General features: G+C 47.7%; 16 protein-coding genes and 1 pseudogene. 4 read left to right on the forward strand and 13 right to left on the reverse strand.

The features are described from left to right. The first annotated feature begins 202 nt into the window (after positions 1-202). The 4 genes and pseudogenes from A1OO_RS19475 to A1OO_RS23485 form a co-directional block, all read left to right on the forward strand. Positions 203-778: a UPF0149 family protein gene (locus A1OO_RS19475; RefSeq protein ID WP_016961297.1), complete on the forward strand. Its 576-nt coding sequence runs from the start codon at positions 203-205 to the stop codon at positions 776-778. A gap of 168 nt (positions 779-946) precedes the next feature. Next, a complete protein-coding gene (gene dbpA, locus A1OO_RS19480) occupies positions 947-2,332 on the forward strand; it encodes an ATP-dependent RNA helicase DbpA (protein WP_016961296.1) in 1,386 nt (461 codons plus the stop codon). An 84-nt stretch (positions 2,333-2,416) separates the two neighbouring features. Then, positions 2,417-2,932 (forward strand): helix-turn-helix domain-containing protein, encoded by a 516-nt coding sequence (locus tag A1OO_RS19485; protein WP_016960257.1) that lies wholly within the window; start codon positions 2,417-2,419, stop codon positions 2,930-2,932. Continuing rightward, positions 2,878-3,765: pseudogene (locus tag A1OO_RS23485) on the forward strand (IS3 family transposase); the annotation flags it as partial. The gene A1OO_RS19485 and the pseudogene A1OO_RS23485, both read left to right, overlap by 55 nt. Before the next feature lie 106 nt (positions 3,766-3,871). On the opposite strand, the gene A1OO_RS19495 reads toward A1OO_RS23485, so the two are convergent. The 13 genes from A1OO_RS19495 to A1OO_RS19555 all read right to left on the reverse strand — a co-directional run bounded on the left by A1OO_RS19495 (position 3,872) and on the right by A1OO_RS19555 (position 14,737). Then, positions 3,872-4,726 carry a bile acid:sodium symporter family protein gene (locus tag A1OO_RS19495; protein ID WP_016961295.1) on the reverse strand — a complete coding sequence of 285 codons (855 nt, stop codon included), beginning with the start codon at positions 4,724-4,726 and terminating at the stop codon, positions 3,872-3,874. 93 nt (positions 4,727-4,819) lie between these two features. Next, positions 4,820-5,881 carry a quinolinate synthase NadA gene (gene nadA, locus A1OO_RS19500; protein ID WP_017004153.1) on the reverse strand — a complete coding sequence of 354 codons (1,062 nt, stop codon included), beginning with the start codon at positions 5,879-5,881 and terminating at the stop codon, positions 4,820-4,822. Positions 5,882-6,036: 155 nt separating this feature from the next. Then, positions 6,037-6,765, reverse strand: a complete 729-nt coding sequence (ybgF, locus tag A1OO_RS19505) for a tol-pal system protein YbgF (RefSeq protein WP_016961293.1) — start codon at positions 6,763-6,765, stop codon at positions 6,037-6,039. A gap of 15 nt (positions 6,766-6,780) precedes the next feature. Next, positions 6,781-7,302 carry a peptidoglycan-associated lipoprotein Pal gene (pal, locus tag A1OO_RS19510; RefSeq protein WP_017004154.1) on the reverse strand — a complete coding sequence of 174 codons (522 nt, stop codon included), beginning with the start codon at positions 7,300-7,302 and terminating at the stop codon, positions 6,781-6,783. A 33-nt stretch (positions 7,303-7,335) separates the two neighbouring features. Beyond that, positions 7,336-8,688, reverse strand: a complete 1,353-nt coding sequence (gene tolB, locus A1OO_RS19515; RefSeq protein WP_017004155.1) for a Tol-Pal system beta propeller repeat protein TolB — start codon at positions 8,686-8,688, stop codon at positions 7,336-7,338. 12 nt (positions 8,689-8,700) lie between these two features. After that, complete coding sequence (gene tolA, locus A1OO_RS19520) at positions 8,701-9,795, reverse strand: cell envelope integrity protein TolA (protein WP_017004156.1); 1,095 nt, start codon at positions 9,793-9,795, stop codon at positions 8,701-8,703. 13 nt (positions 9,796-9,808) lie between these two features. Next, a complete protein-coding gene (tolR, locus tag A1OO_RS19525; RefSeq protein WP_016961289.1) occupies positions 9,809-10,255 on the reverse strand; it encodes a protein TolR in 447 nt (148 codons plus the stop codon). A gap of 3 nt (positions 10,256-10,258) precedes the next feature. After that, the gene (gene tolQ / locus A1OO_RS19530) at positions 10,259-10,945 is read right to left on the reverse strand and encodes a protein TolQ (RefSeq protein ID WP_016961288.1); all 687 of its coding nucleotides are present in this window, start codon (positions 10,943-10,945) and stop codon (positions 10,259-10,261) included. Continuing rightward, a complete protein-coding gene (gene ybgC, locus A1OO_RS19535) occupies positions 10,935-11,348 on the reverse strand; it encodes a tol-pal system-associated acyl-CoA thioesterase (protein ID WP_016961287.1) in 414 nt (137 codons plus the stop codon). The genes tolQ and ybgC overlap by 11 nt, the downstream gene beginning before the upstream one ends. A 230-nt stretch (positions 11,349-11,578) precedes the next feature. Further along, the gene (gene ybgE / locus A1OO_RS19540) at positions 11,579-11,863 is read right to left on the reverse strand and encodes a cyd operon protein YbgE (protein ID WP_017004157.1); all 285 of its coding nucleotides are present in this window, start codon (positions 11,861-11,863) and stop codon (positions 11,579-11,581) included. Between the two features lie 10 nt (positions 11,864-11,873). Then, a complete protein-coding gene (gene cydX, locus A1OO_RS19545) occupies positions 11,874-11,984 on the reverse strand; it encodes a cytochrome bd-I oxidase subunit CydX (RefSeq protein ID WP_016961285.1) in 111 nt (36 codons plus the stop codon). 15 nt (positions 11,985-11,999) lie between these two features. Beyond that, on the reverse strand, positions 12,000-13,136 hold the full coding sequence (gene cydB / locus A1OO_RS19550; RefSeq protein ID WP_016961284.1) for a cytochrome d ubiquinol oxidase subunit II: 1,137 nt from the start codon (positions 13,134-13,136) through the stop codon (positions 12,000-12,002). A gap of 14 nt (positions 13,137-13,150) precedes the next feature. Beyond that, entirely contained in the window at positions 13,151-14,737 is a 1,587-nt protein-coding gene (locus tag A1OO_RS19555; protein ID WP_016961283.1) for a cytochrome ubiquinol oxidase subunit I, read from the reverse strand. Positions 14,738-14,938 lie beyond the last annotated feature (201 nt).

Raw genomic sequence — 14,938 nt, forward strand, 5'->3', positions numbered from 1 at the left:
GTTTTGGTTGGACTTATCGTCTCAACGGGGCGCTACTATAGGGAAGCAGGTCTGTCAGGTCAACGATAAATAACAAAATACGGTGCGAGTGTTTAAGTTTCCATCGGCTTGGTGCGGATTTCACACTGAGTGACGCTTTTTATTCTCGAATTATCACTCGGGCTGATAGAATATTGGCCTAAACAGGACCAGAGAATTACTCATGACTATCTCGCTAGCGCAATTTATCACGGAAAATGGATTAGAGCCTTTTGTATTGTCTGCGACACAAACCGAAGGGTTTATCACCGCAATGGCTGCAGCGCCTAATCTGATCGATCCAAGCGAGTGGCTTGCTTTTATGTGGGGCGGCGAAGAAGAAGCACCGTTCAACAACCATGAACAACTTGAAGCGTACGCCACTATCATTATCGATATGTGGAATCAACAACGTGATGCGCTCCTTTCCAATGAATGGCAATGGCCTGACGTGTGTGCGCTGAGCGACGCTGAAATCGTTAACCAAGCGACGCGTGAATATTGTGAAGGTATGTTGCAAGGCTGGACGCTAGCACGCGATGACTGGGAAACACTCATGCCTGAGGACTCTCAAGAAAACGCACTTCTTGGCGGTGTATTGCTTTCTATTAGTCTTCTGTTCGACCCAGAGTCTGCATTGGCGACCATGGATGAACTAGGCGCTGCGGAACTCGCACAGTTTGAAGAAATCTTCAACGGTATGCCCGTGATGCTGTGCGGCTTGACGATGCGCGCAAACCAAATGGTTGAGCAACAATAATCTCGCTCAATCGACCCTGACATACTGGCTAGCAGTATCGGGTGAATAGCAATCATAAAGCGGCCGTGTGCCGCTTTATTTTTCGCGCAGTTTGTCAACATTCCTGATATAGTCCTGCCCCTGTTTTCATCCGCCAATACCCTGGCTTCTAAATACTGGAATTTTCCTGTGACCACACAATCATTCTCTAACCTGCCGTTGAAAGCTGAGTTGCTTTCCACACTTACTGATATTGGCTATACGGAAATGACGCCGATCCAAGCACAGAGCCTTCCTGCCATTCTTGAAGGAAAAGATGTGATTGGTCAGGGTAAAACAGGTTCTGGTAAAACGGCTGCTTTCGGCCTTGGCCTGCTTAATCGCCTGAATGTAAAACGCTTCCGCGTTCAATCGTTGGTTCTGTGTCCAACACGCGAACTCGCGGACCAAGTCGCAATTGAATTACGTAAATTGGCGCGTGGCATTCACAACATCAAAATCCTGACCCTTTGTGGCGGCGTTCCAATGGGACCGCAAATCGGCTCTCTAGAACATGGCGCGCACATTATTGTGGGTACACCAGGTCGAATTCTTGATCACCTAGACAAAGGCCGTTTGTCACTTGAAGAAGTGAACACCTTGGTGTTGGATGAAGCTGACAGAATGCTCGAAATGGGCTTCCAACCCGCGCTGGATGCCATTTTCCAAGACGTGCCATCAAACCGTCAAACCTTGTTGTTCAGTGCCACATTCCCGACACAGATCCAGAGCATCAGCCGCCAGATCATGAACGCACCTGTGATGGTGAAAGTGGAATCAAACCACGACAGCAGCAGCATTTCACAGCACTTTTACCAGTGCAACAGCAACAAAGATCGCATGCATGCATTGCAATTGTTGCTGTTAAAACACCAGCCAGAAAGTGCTGTTGTATTCTGCAACACTAAACGTGAAGTAAAAGACGTTGCCGCAGTGCTTGATAACGAAGGCTTCTCTGTCGTTGCCCTTCACGGTGACTTAGAACAACGTGACCGTGACCAAATGCTACTTAAGTTTGCCAACAAGAGTGTCACCGTCATGGTGGCGACCGATGTTGCAGCTCGTGGTTTGGACATTGAAGCACTTGATGCCGTCATCAACTACGACATGGCTTTTGACACCGAAATACACATTCACCGTATTGGCCGTACTGGTCGTGCGGGAAGCGAAGGCGCAGCCTACACCTTCTTCAATCACGAAGATGGTTACAAGATTGCGCTACTGGAAGACTACTTAAAGCATGATATTAAAGGTGAAGCGCTGCCCGATGATTCGGCGATGACCAATATGCCACGCACACCTATCATGACGACACTGCACATTGAAGCAGGCAAGAAAAACAAAGTCCGCCCAGGCGATATTGTTGGCGCATTGACTGGCGAAAATGGTATCGAAGGCAGCGAAGTTGGCAAAATAAAAGTTACCGATTACCGCTCTTATGTGGCCGTTAAACGCGATGTTGCAAAACGCGCTTTAGACAAGCTGTCATCAGGGAAAATCAAAGGCCGTACTTACCGCGTTTGGCAATTACGTTAATTCACGTAGTCTGTCGACCAATAAAAATGCCGCTCAGTGAACTGACCCCCAATAGTTGGACGACCAATTATTGGGGGTCTTTTTATGTCCAAATACAATCGCGAGTTTAAGTGTCTCGTTGCCAAGCAGTGTCTAAATGGGGTGTCATCTGAGGTGCTTGCTAAACAACATTCAATATCTTCCAGACAAATTCGATACTGGACTCAAGTCTTTGCTATCCATGGATACCGTTCATTTCTACCTGCAACACAAGCTGCCACCGCTCAATCTAAGCTGGCCGCATTGAGATTAATGTGGACGAATAGCTGGTCTGTCACGCACACTAGCGCAGTATTAAACCTCTCATCCAATGGCATACTCATCACTTGGCTCAAACGCTACAATGAGCAAGGAATTAAGGGGCTTGAACCGCAGCCTAAAGGTAGACCTCCAATGAAACAGCAACCTCAAACGACAACGAAGCCAGATAGTGAAATGACGCTCGAAGAGCTGAGAGAAGAGTTGGCTTATTTACGCGCGGAGAATGCTGTTCTAAAAAAGCTGGAGGAGTTGGAGCAAGAGAAAAACCGTCGAACGAAGAAAAAACAGCAACCGCTCTGACTCTAAGAGATAAATACCCGCTTAAACACTTACTTCGAGCCCTGAACCTGGCAAGAAGCGTATTTTATTATCAGGCCAAAGCGAGTCAGCTTCCTGATGACTATGAATGTGAAAAGCGGTTAGTTCAGTCTATTTACCATGAGCACAAAGGACGCTACGGGTATCGTCGAATTCACTTGGAACTGAGAAACCGAGGTGTAACGTTAAATCACAAGACAGTGCAAAAGCTGATGATGCAGTTAGGCTTGAAGTCGACAGTAAGACCCAAGAAGTATCGCTCTTACCGTGGCGAGGCTGGGAAAGCAGCAACTAATGTACTCGAAAGAGACTTCGAGGCGAGTAAACCGGATGAGAAATGGGTAACTGATGTTACTGAGTTTAAAGTCAAAGGGCAGAAGGTGTACCTGTCTCCAGTGATTGACCTGTTCACGCGAGAAGTGGTGACTTATAAAGTTGGGCAGCGCGCTGATTTACTACTCGTCACTGGTATGCTTGAAGAGGCTATCTCAACGCTAACCCCGGAATCGAAGCCCATTATACACAGCGACCAAGGTTGGCAGTATCGGCACCGAGCCTATCAAAAGCAGCTTAACGACAATGGACTCGCACAAAGCATGTCGAGAAAAGGAAATTGCCTAGACAACGCAGTGGCAGAGAACTTCTTCGCACTACTAAAAACAGAGATGTACCATAATCAACGCTTTGAAGATGCGGATGATTTGATGAATCAAATCAAAGAATATATCGAGTACTACAATACCAAACGTATTAAAGTGAAACTAAAAGGCCTGACTCCGATAGAGTATCGAAATCAGGCCTTGAAAGCCGCTTAACAGAAATGTCCAACTTTACGGGGTCACTTCACAGTTCATTGTTGAGCGGCATTTTTGTTTGTGATGTTCCCACACACCAGAAAGCTGAATGTCTCTCTTGTATCACTTAGTTGGCATGGGAAAATGCCCTGCGATAACGCGCAATTAGCAGCACCACAGGGATATTCATCAAAATCCCGTATAGTAGTGGAGTAAGCGCCAGTTCCGGTTGCTGAAGCTGCACCACAGCAACAAAAATCGCCGTGCCTGCATTTTGAATACCGACTTCGATCGAAAAGGTTTTGGTTAACTTAGCGTCATCGCCAAAACCTTTTGCCACTAACGCACCCAATCCCATACCAAGCAGACAGAGCAGCAATACAGCTAGCGACGCAACAGAAAACAGCTGATAAAACACCTTAGTGTTCGCCGCTAGCGTGATAGCTACAGTGAAAAATAGTGCCCACAGCGCCGTTCGCCCTGCTGCATGGGTGAATTTATCAAACCACGTCGCTATGATAAATCGCTTAAGCAACATCCCCAAAACAACCGGCATCAAAGTCACCGCCACCAATTGAAGAATGGCCGTTTTCACAGGAAGCGTTGCTGCAACGTCAGGCAAGACGATTGGCAGTAACAAGGGCAAACTAAAAGGGATAATCAGACTGCTGATCGCCGTCATCGTTATCGACAGTGCCGAATCTCCACCCGCCAAATGGCTAATTGCGTTTGATGACGCGCCACCGGGAGCCAGTGCTAAAATCCAAAGTCCAACGGCAACAACAGGGGGCAAATTCAGTAGTTGGATCAAGCCATAAGCGATAAGCGGTAACCCAATCAGTTGGGCTGCTAAGCCTGCTGATATCTTGCCGGGAAACTGCAAGACACGCTTAAAATCGGCAAGGGACAATGTCAGACCAACGCAAAACATCATCCAAGCGAGCGCAATCGGAAGACCAATAGTTAACATTGTTTGGCTCATGACCCCGCCTTAATAGAAACGTCCAAATTGGAAAATTCGGATCAAAAAAGGCGAACAGTTCGCTCGCCTTTATACTTAAAATCTCACGTTTTGTTACGCGTTACCTTTGACTTGTAGTTGCAACTCAGCAGCAAAATCAAGCATACGGTTTAGCGGGATCAGTGATTTCACACGAATGGCTTCATCAACAAAGATCTCATGTTCGTCACCGCCATCGCGCAATGCGGTTTCAATGGCTTTGAGGCCATTCATCGCCATCCAAGGACAGTGTGCACAGCTTCGACATGTTGCACCGGCACCTGCAGTCGGCGCTTCAATCAACTCTTTGTCAGGCACAACTTGCTGCATCTTAAAGAAGATGCCCTTATCCGTTGCCACGATCATTTGCTGTTGCGGAAGCTCTTTCGCCGCTTTGATCAGTTGGCTCGTTGAACCCACTGCATCGGCCAATTGGACAACGCTTGCCGGAGATTCCGGATGCACAAGGATCGCCGCATCAGGATAAACCGCCTTCATATCACGTAATGCTTTCGCTGAAAACTCATCATGAACAACGCACTCGCCCTGCCATAACAACATGTCAGCGCCAGTTTTATCGGCGATGTAGGAACCTAAATGACGATCAGGCCCCCAGATGATTTTTTTGCCCTGGTCATCTAAGTGCTCAACAATTTCCAGCGCAATAGACGATGTTACCACCCAGTCAGCACGCGCTTTTACTGCCGCTGATGTATTTGCATATACCACAACAGTGTGGTCAGGGTGCGCGTCACAGAACGCACTGAAGCGGTCTTCAGGGCAACCGAGATCCAGTGAACACTCTGCTTTCAGTGTTGGCATGATCACATTTTTTTCTGGGGTCAAAATTTTCGCGCTCTCACCCATGAAGCGCACACCAGCCACCAACAATGTTTTAGCTGGATGCTTGTTACCGAACTTCGCCATTTCCAGCGAATCACCAACAAATCCGCCTGTTTCTTCAGCCAAAGCTTGAATTTCAGGATCGGTATAATAGTGGGCAATCATAACGGCATCTTTTTCTTTCAGCAGTTGTTTGATGCTCGTGATGTAGTCTGTCTTTTGCAACGCAGACAGGACTTCCGGTTTCGGAGGGAAAGGATATACCGTCTCGGCGGTATTAATAATCTGGCTCATCGACTTACTCAGATTTGCTTGCAATTAGGACATTATACCCAGCTTAACGCCGAGTTTTCACGCTTTATGACGCCAATATTGAGCGTGCTGTAGGCTATTTATACAAAAAAGCCGACTTAATAAGTCGGCTCTTCAAATACATAAACAAAGATGATTTAGTTCAACTGCTTCTGGGCTTGCTTTGCCGTTGTGGTGCCAGGATATTCACTGACAACAGCGTTGAACAAACTTTTCGCTGTCGCTGTATCGCCTGCTTTTTCAGCAATCATGCCAAGCTTTAACATGGCGTCTGCACGCTTACTCGATTTTTTAGCCTGACTGACAGCAGTGAAATGTTGTTTTGCTGCCGCAAGATCATTCTTAGAAAAATAAAGTTGCCCTAACCAGTAATGTGCATTGGGCTTATAAATCGATTTTGGGTACTTAGTCAAAAACGCATTAAACGCTTCAGTGGCGCCTGCGTAGTTTTTCTCTTTCAGAATGAGATTAACCGCAGCATCGTATTGTGCATTCTCAGACTGATTAGAAGAGTAAGATTCTTTTGACCCAGACTCTTCAGGTTTGGTTGACACCACAGCGGCTGGTTTCGCACTTCTCAGCGTATCAATCTCTCGGTAGAGATCGCGCTGGCGCTCCAACATCTGATTTAATTCGTAACTGTTTCTTTCTACTGTGCCACGCAACTGATCGAGTTCGCCGGCCATTTGGTCTAACTGACGCTGCATATCTAATTGCATCTGATTGCGAGCAGCCAGCATTCGCTCCAAGCGCTCTACAGAGCTACCACTTCCTAACTCGGTCACCGGAGCAGGTGCAGCGGCCACAGGGGCTGCTGCACTCACCAGTAACGCCAGCGAAAGAGCACGCAAAGTGTTACTGTTCATAAGATTTACCTTTAATTAGTAAACCAGAACCGCACGACGGTTCTTCGCGTAAGCTTCTTCACCTTGGCCAAGAACCAAAGGTTTTTCTTCACCGTAGCTTACGAGTGAAATTTGTGATGCTGGAACACCTAGTGCTTGCAGGTACTTAGCCACTGCATTTGCACGACGCTCGCCCAGTGCGATGTTGTACTCAGGTGTACCGCGCTCATCTGCGTGACCTTCAACAACCACTTTGATTTCTGCGTTTGCGCGCAGGAATTCTGCGTGTGCATCAAGCATGTCTTCAAACTGTGGAAGTACTGAATAGTCATCAAAACCGAAGTAAACAGTTTGCGACTGACGCAGTTCGTTGTTACGGATCTCTTGTTCAGTCAGGCTACCTTGACCGCCATCTACGGGTGTTACGATAGTCGTTTCTGAGCCCTTGTTGGTTTCAGAACCAGTGCTATCAGTAGCGCTATCGCTAGAACTACATGCTGCCAGTGTGAACATAGGCAGCGCAACAGCCAAACCCTTAAGTACTTTGTTAAGTTGCATCTTGTTATCCTTTATATCAAATAAGCGCAAATATTATTGGTACGGGGACCATGCTGGGGCTCTCACCCTACCGTTAGTAGCAGGTAAACGTGCTTTAAATCGTCCATCAATGGAAACCAGTGAAAGTACGTTATTACGCCCATAAACTGAGCTGTAAATTACCATGCTGCCGTTTGGTGCAAGGCTCGGCGATTCATCCAACATTGTTTTCGTCAGAATCTCTACCGCTCCCGTTTGCAAATCTTGTTTTGCAATGTTGTAGCCAGAGTCCGATCGGTGAACCATGACGAGGTATCTACCATCCGGAGTAAGTTGACCACCGAGATTTTGGCTGCCTTGCCAAGTCACTCGATTAGTAGAACCATCGGCTAAATTTACTCGATAAATCTGTGGTTTACCACCCCGGTCTGACGTAAAGATCAAAGACTTCCCATCTGGATCCCAGAATGGTTCTGTGTTGTTCGCCCGACCTTTGGTAATTTGTTCCAATTTACGGGTTTTCAGGTCCATCACATAAAGTTGCAGGCTTCCGGTTTTCGACAAGACTAACGCAAGCTTACTGCCATCCGGAGAGAAGCGCGGCGAGCCATTGTGACGTGGGAATGACGAAATCATCTCACGCTCACCGGTGTAAATATTCATCAAGAAAATCTGCGCTTGACCGTTTTCAAAACTCACATACGCCAGCTGCTTACCATCAGGAGACCATGTAGGAGACATTAATGGTTGCTTCGACCGCAACACCAACAATTCGTTATAGCCGTCGTAGTCGGCAATACGAAGCTGGTACGGGTGCTCTGCTTTGTCATCGATAACAACGTAAGCGATGCGAGTCAGAAACGCGCCTTTTTCACCCGTCAGCTTTTCGTATACTAAATCCGAAATACGGTGTGCATATTGGCGAAGCTGACTGCCTGCAACGGTCTTGCGATTATTGAGAAGAAGGTGATCTTTGGTGAGAACCAATTCGCCACTGGTCGAAAGCCCTTTGCTCTGACCACCAGTCAATTGACCACGAACCACATCAATAAGCTGATATTCGATCAGATACTTACCATCTGATGTTGGGCTAATTTTACCCGTTACAAGCGCATCCACCCCCATTGCAGTCCAATCGTTAAAATCCACGCTTGCTTCACTGTAAGGGGTTTGAGGCATCTTATCGATCGGAACGGGGCTGAATTTTCCGCTGCGCTGCAAATCCGATGCAATAACAGACGACACGTTAGTTGGCAGCTTTCCTTCGCCTTCCCATTTGAATGGGACAATGGCGATAGGACGTGCTGAATTTACCCCTTCAGTGATAACAAGTTTAAGCTCGGCTTGCGCGGGTTGAATGACCGCAAGCAGTAGCGTAATCGCACCAAAGAATACGCGTTTCAACATGAAGAATCCCTCTTACTCTGGTTTCACGGTCAGCTCAATACTCTGAAGCTGAGCCGCGACATCTTTATCTTCCGGCATTGGGAAGGATGATACTTTCAACACTGCGGTTTTAGTTGCACGACAAAGAGAGCGATTTCCACCCGCTTCGGTCACATCTAGCAACAAGCCTGTACCAGAAATACGCATTTTCACCACGCATTCCTGCCCTAGCAAACTGTCATCGACCAACAGGTTCTGTTTAATCATTTGGGTATAGATTGCACCATACCTAGCGACTTCATCGCTGAGAAACTGCCCTCGAGCCGAACCACGACTTTCTGATTCAGACTCGAGACCGCTAAAAAGCTCGTTAAGCGCAGCCTCCTGCTCTGCTTGTTTGCGCTTAGCTTCGGCGGCTTTTCGTTCGGCTTCCACACGCGCAGCTTCTGCTTTACGCGCGGCTTCTTCGGCTTTTTTCTGTTCCGCTAGTTTCTGTTTTCGGGCTTCTTCGGCCTTACGAGCCTCTTCTTCCGCCTGTTTTTTCTCTGCGAGCTTACGTTCACGTTCCGCTTCAGCTTGCTGACGCTCTTGCACTGCGCGCTGACGATCAGCTTCTGCTTTTTTGGCTGCTTCTTCCGCTTTACGTTGCTCAGTAACCTGGCGCTTACGCTCTGCTTCAGCTGCCGCGGATTTTTCTTTCGCTATACGTGTCGCTTCTGCCGCCTGACGCTGCTCTTCCGCTTCTTTTTTGCGCGCCTCGGCAATGCGTTTACGCTCAGTTTCTGCTTCACGCGTTGCTTTCTCAGCGATCAGTTTTTCAGCTCTGAGTTCGCGAAGGCTTTTCTCTTCCTGCTCGCGTTGTTTTTCAAGCAAGTCCGTTTGCTGCTCAAGGCGGCGTAAACGGTCATCTTCCTGACGTTTTGCTTCATCTCGTTGTTGACGGATCTTACGGGCTTGTTCACTCACAACACTCGGGTCGATCACCACAGCTTCAATGTTTTGTCCTGGCGATTGGTGAGACACCGTAGTCAGATCAGCGCCCCATAACAAACCACCTAAAAGCGCTGCGTGTAGCAGCACGGATATGACCGTCGAGCCCGCATATCCTTTATTTTCGTTATTCTTCATTCAGTTTCTCATTTTACGAATCAAGCGGTTCGGTCATAAGCCCCACAGATGAGACTCCCGCCTGATTCAACGCATCCAGTGTTAGAATGATTTCTGAATAAGGTACGCGTCCGTCCCCTCCTACAAGCACAGGAGATTTAGGATTGATTTCCAGTTCAGCTTTTACGCGCACCAACAAATCTTGTAGTGAAAGGCCGTGTTCCATATCGCCATTGTTCACACTCAAGCCAAGACCACCGTTCTGATCGACTTCTACAATAATGAAAGCACCGCTGTCAGCATCTTCTGCAAGATCAGCGGCGGTTTTAGCCGTTGAAGTCTGCGGCAATTCAACGTCCACGCCCTGTGTCACGAATGGCGCTGTCACCATAAAGATAATGAGCAACACCAACATAACATCGATGTAAGGCACCACGTTGATTTCAGCGGTCAGCTTCCTACGCTTAGGTTGATAAGCCATGGCTTACTCCTTGGGTGCCGCGAACGCTTGGCGGTGCAAAATGCTAGAAAACTCTTCCATGAAATTCACGTAGTTGTTCTCAAGCTTGCCGACTTTCGTTGTCAATCGGTTATATGCCATGACCGCAGGAATGGCCGCAAACAAGCCCATCGCTGTTGCTACCAATGCTTCTGCAATGCCAGGGGCAACCATCGCTAAGGTCGCTTGTTTCACCGCACCCAGCGCGATAAATGCATGCATGATGCCCCAAACCGTACCAAACAAACCGATGTAAGGGCTAATTGAGCCCACTGTGGCCAAAAAGGGTAGATTGGTTTCTAGCGATTCCACTTCTTTTGACAAAGAAACACGCATCGCACGAGACGTCCCTTCCATGACCGCATCAGGCACTTTGCCATTACTGCGGTGCAAACGCGCAAACTCTTTAAAACCTGAGTAGAAAACTTGCTCACTACCGGTCAACGAATCCTTACGTGCTTGAACCTCTTGAAAGAGTTGTGATAAATCCATGCCCGACCAAAAGCGGTCTTCAAAGCGCTCGGCTTTGGTTTCGGCTTGGGAAAGCACTTGAGAACGTTTGATGATCATTGCCCAAGACATAATAGACATGCCTAGCAGAACCAACATCACTGCTTTTACCAGCAGGCTGGCCTGTAAGAACAGATCAAGAATTGACAGTTCAGCGCTCACTTAAAATCTCCGATTGAATCGATATAGGGATGGATTTTGGTTTCATTTTCTCAGGGTCGATACAGGCTACCTTAACGGTGGCCCGACACAACACGTCGCCATTTGAATTAACTAAATCCTGACAGAATGTCATGCTGACTCGACGTAGCTCTGACACCGTTGTTTGAACGGTAAGCGCTTCATCAAGTGTTGCGCCTTTGAAAAAGTCCATATCTAGGTGGCGAACAACAAATGCAGTGCGTTCTTCAAACAGCGTCAGTTGGTTGACACCAATACTGCGCAATAGTTCGGTTCTGGCACGCTCGAAGTATTTGATATAATTCGCATGATAAACCAGTCCACCCGTATCAGTGTCCTCGTAATACACCCGAATTGGCCAGCAGAATGGAGTGTGATTGCTCATCCTGATAATTACCTGAAATCCATCATTAGGTTTAGCGAAATACTATAACTGACTTGCTCAAGGTATTGAAAGCACGATGCAACGAAGCAGGTCACGAATGGCGTAAATATACCCAAGCAACCACAATATGTCGCTTTCACCGCGGCTCATCACGGTATTTTAGATTGATTGGATACAAAACAGCCCGGCGCTTTTGCAACCGGGCTGTTTGGGGATTGAGTTGTTTTCAATTAGAAAAAGGCACTTGTCAGCATCACGACCATCACTAACCACGCCAAAGCTGGGAAGAAAAAGATCTGCCATAGCCAAAAACGTGGTTTGAACCCCATACCATGAATAAATCCAGTACACGTTGCCCAAATCAGAGCCGGTGCGTTGGCAGCGTGAAAACCACCAATTTTGTCAGCAAAGGATTGCGGGTCCCAGATCACCAGTCCCGCACACGTTAGCGCAAGCACCAACGAAAACAACATCAAGACACGCTTATGAAGACGGTCATAAACACCGTCTAACATAGTCGTGAATTTAGTCTTCACTGTCGTGGTCCATGGCTTCAGTTTGTTCTAACCAAAGCGCATTGATAATACCGAACGAGCACGCCAGCAATACACCTAGAATCCAAGCGAAATACCACATGGTTGACTCCTTCTCTTAATACAGTGAGGTTTTGTTGTCTTCGATGAACTTTTCATCCAGACGACCAAACATTTTGTAATAACACCAAATGGTGTAAGCAAGAATGATTGGCACCATCACAAAGGCAACGCCTGTCATGATATTCAGCGTCAGCTCACTCGAGGTTGCATCCCACATGGTCAAGCTATGCGAAGGCACGAGGCTTGATGGCATCACGAATGGGAACATCGCAAAGCCAGCCGTCAGGATCACGCCTGCAATCGCCAGACTTGAGAACAAGAAGGCAAAACCACCGCGCTCAAGACGAGAGCACAATGCAACCAACAACGGCATGAACACACCCAGCGCAGGCGCAGCCCAAAGTGCGGGGTAAGCATCAAAATTATTGAACAACGCACCGGCCATTGTCACCACCTCTTTGTTAAGAGGATTAGACGTCGCATTCGTGACGATTTCACTGGTGATGACGAAGCCATCAATGCTTTGCGCCCATACGCCTGCCAGAGCAAAACACGCTGCGGTAAGCACCGCTGAGATTTGCGCCACGTTACGTGAACGAGTGTGCAACACATCGGTGGTTTTCATCTGCAAGTATGTCGCACCTTGGGTGACGATCATGAACAAGCTAACTAGGCCACACAGAATGGCGAACGGGTTCAACAAACCGAAGAAACCGCCTCTGTAGGTTGGGATCAAGAACTCGCTCAGTTCAAACGGCACACCTTGAAGCAGGTTACCGAATGCAACACCGAAGATAATCGGCGGAACGAAGCTACCAATGAAAATGCCCCAGTCCCACGTATTACGCCAGCGTGGGTCTTCGATTTTAGAGCGGTAATCGAAACCAATAGGACGGAACCACAGTGCCGCCAATGTCAGCATCATGGCAAGATAAAAGCCAGAGAACGACACGGCATAAACCAGAGGCCATGCTGCAAACAACGCACCACCCGCGGTAACCAACCAAACTTGGTTGCCATCCCAGTGTGGCGCAATCGAGTTAATCATCACTCGACGTTGAGTATCCGTTTTACCAATAACAGGCAACAAGGCACCCACACCCATGTCGAAGCCATCAGTCACCGCGAAGCCGATCAGAAGAACACCGATCAACAACCACCAGATTAAACGTAAAATTTCGTATTCAAACATCGCTCAATCTCTCCTTATGCTTCAAGTTGACGCGCAAGATCCGTTTCCGGCGACTTTTGCTGTTCAAAGTGATATCGACCCGTTTTCAGGCTACTTGGTCCCAGTCGAGCAAACTTAACCATCAAGTAAACTTCAGCGATCAGGAATGCCGTGTAAAGCAGCACAATCGCAACCAACGAGGTAATGATTTCTGACGCTGGCAGATTTGATGCCGCCATATGAACAGGAAGGATTTCACCCACTGCCCATGGCTGACGGCCATATTCAGCAACGAACCAACCGGCTTCTGACGCAATCCACGGCAAAGGAATAGAGAAGAGTGCCGCTTTCAATACCCAAGGTTTCTGGTCAATCTTCTGACGACAGGTTTGAATGAATGCCATACCGAACACGAACAACATGATAAAGCCACATGCCACCATGATACGGAAACTCCAGAACAAAGGAGCAACCTGAGGAATCGACTCTTTCGCTGCCAGTTTGATTTGCGCTTCAGTCGCATCCACAACGTTGTCAGTGTGTTCTTTCAACAGAAGGCCAAAACCAAGGTCTTTCTTCACGTCGTCGAACGCTGCAATGTTCTCAGGTGTTTTTTCACCCGCACGCAATTTTTCCAACAAGCCGTATGCAATCATACCGTTACGAATACGTGCTTCATGCTCATCAACGATGTCATGAAGACCTGTCACTTGCTTGTCTAAAGATCGCGTCGCAATGATACCCATGACGTATGGGATCTTGATGGCGTAATCCGTTTCCATCGTCTCTTGGTTCGGGAAACCAAACACGGTGAACGCAGCAGGTGCCGGCTCTGTGTGCCATTCGGCTTCAATCGCCGCAAGTTTCACTTTCTGAACATCACCTAGCTCATAGCCAGATTCATCGCCCAGAACGATAGTAGACAGAATACCTGCGATACCAAACGACGCTGCGATAGCAAACGAACGACGTGCAAACGCAATGTCACGGCCTTTAAGCAGATAGTACGCACTGATACCAAGAACAAACATTGCACCCGTGGTGTAGCCAGCCGCGACGGTGTGAACGAACTTAACCTGAGCAACAGGGTTAAGTACGACTTCCGCAAAGCTGACCATTTCCATACGCATGCTTTCAAAATTGAATTCAGCACCCACTGGGTTTTGCATCCAGCCATTTGCAACCAGAATCCAAAGCGCAGAGAAGTTAGAACCAATAGCCATTAACCAAGTAACTGCAAGGTGTTGGCGCTTTGTGAGGCGATCCCAGCCGAAGAAGAACATGCCGACAAGAGTGGATTCTAGGAAGAACGCCATCAGTGCTTCGATCGCTAACGGAGCCCCGAAGATATCCCCAACATAATGAGAGTAGTACGCCCAATTGGTACCGAATTGGAACTCCATGGTCAGGCCAGTAGCGACACCCAACGCGAAGTTAATACCAAAAAGCTTACCCCAGAACTTGGTCATGTCCTTGTAGATTTGCTTGTTAGTCATGACATACAACGACTCCATGATGGCAAGCAAAAACGCCATACCCAAAGTCAGTGGTACGAATAAAAAGTGATACATCGCGGTAAGGGCAAACTGGAACCGCGACAGATCCACAATATCAGTTAACATGGTAACTCCTTCCTCGTCAGGCTGACTGACGCGCGATACTTTCGTATCGATAAGTAAATGCTAAAACACATGCACGCCTTGCTGGGCGTACTTAACCGAGCTTACTTACGGGAGCCGCGTGAACGACTCGCCTATTTTTTGTTGCATGTATGTTCCACACTGGTTAGGATATTGTTAAGCAACTCCTAATATAGTGATGAC

The sequence above is a fragment of the Enterovibrio norvegicus FF-33 genome, assembly GCF_000286835.2.
GTDB lineage: Bacteria > Pseudomonadota > Gammaproteobacteria > Enterobacterales > Vibrionaceae > Enterovibrio > Enterovibrio norvegicus_A.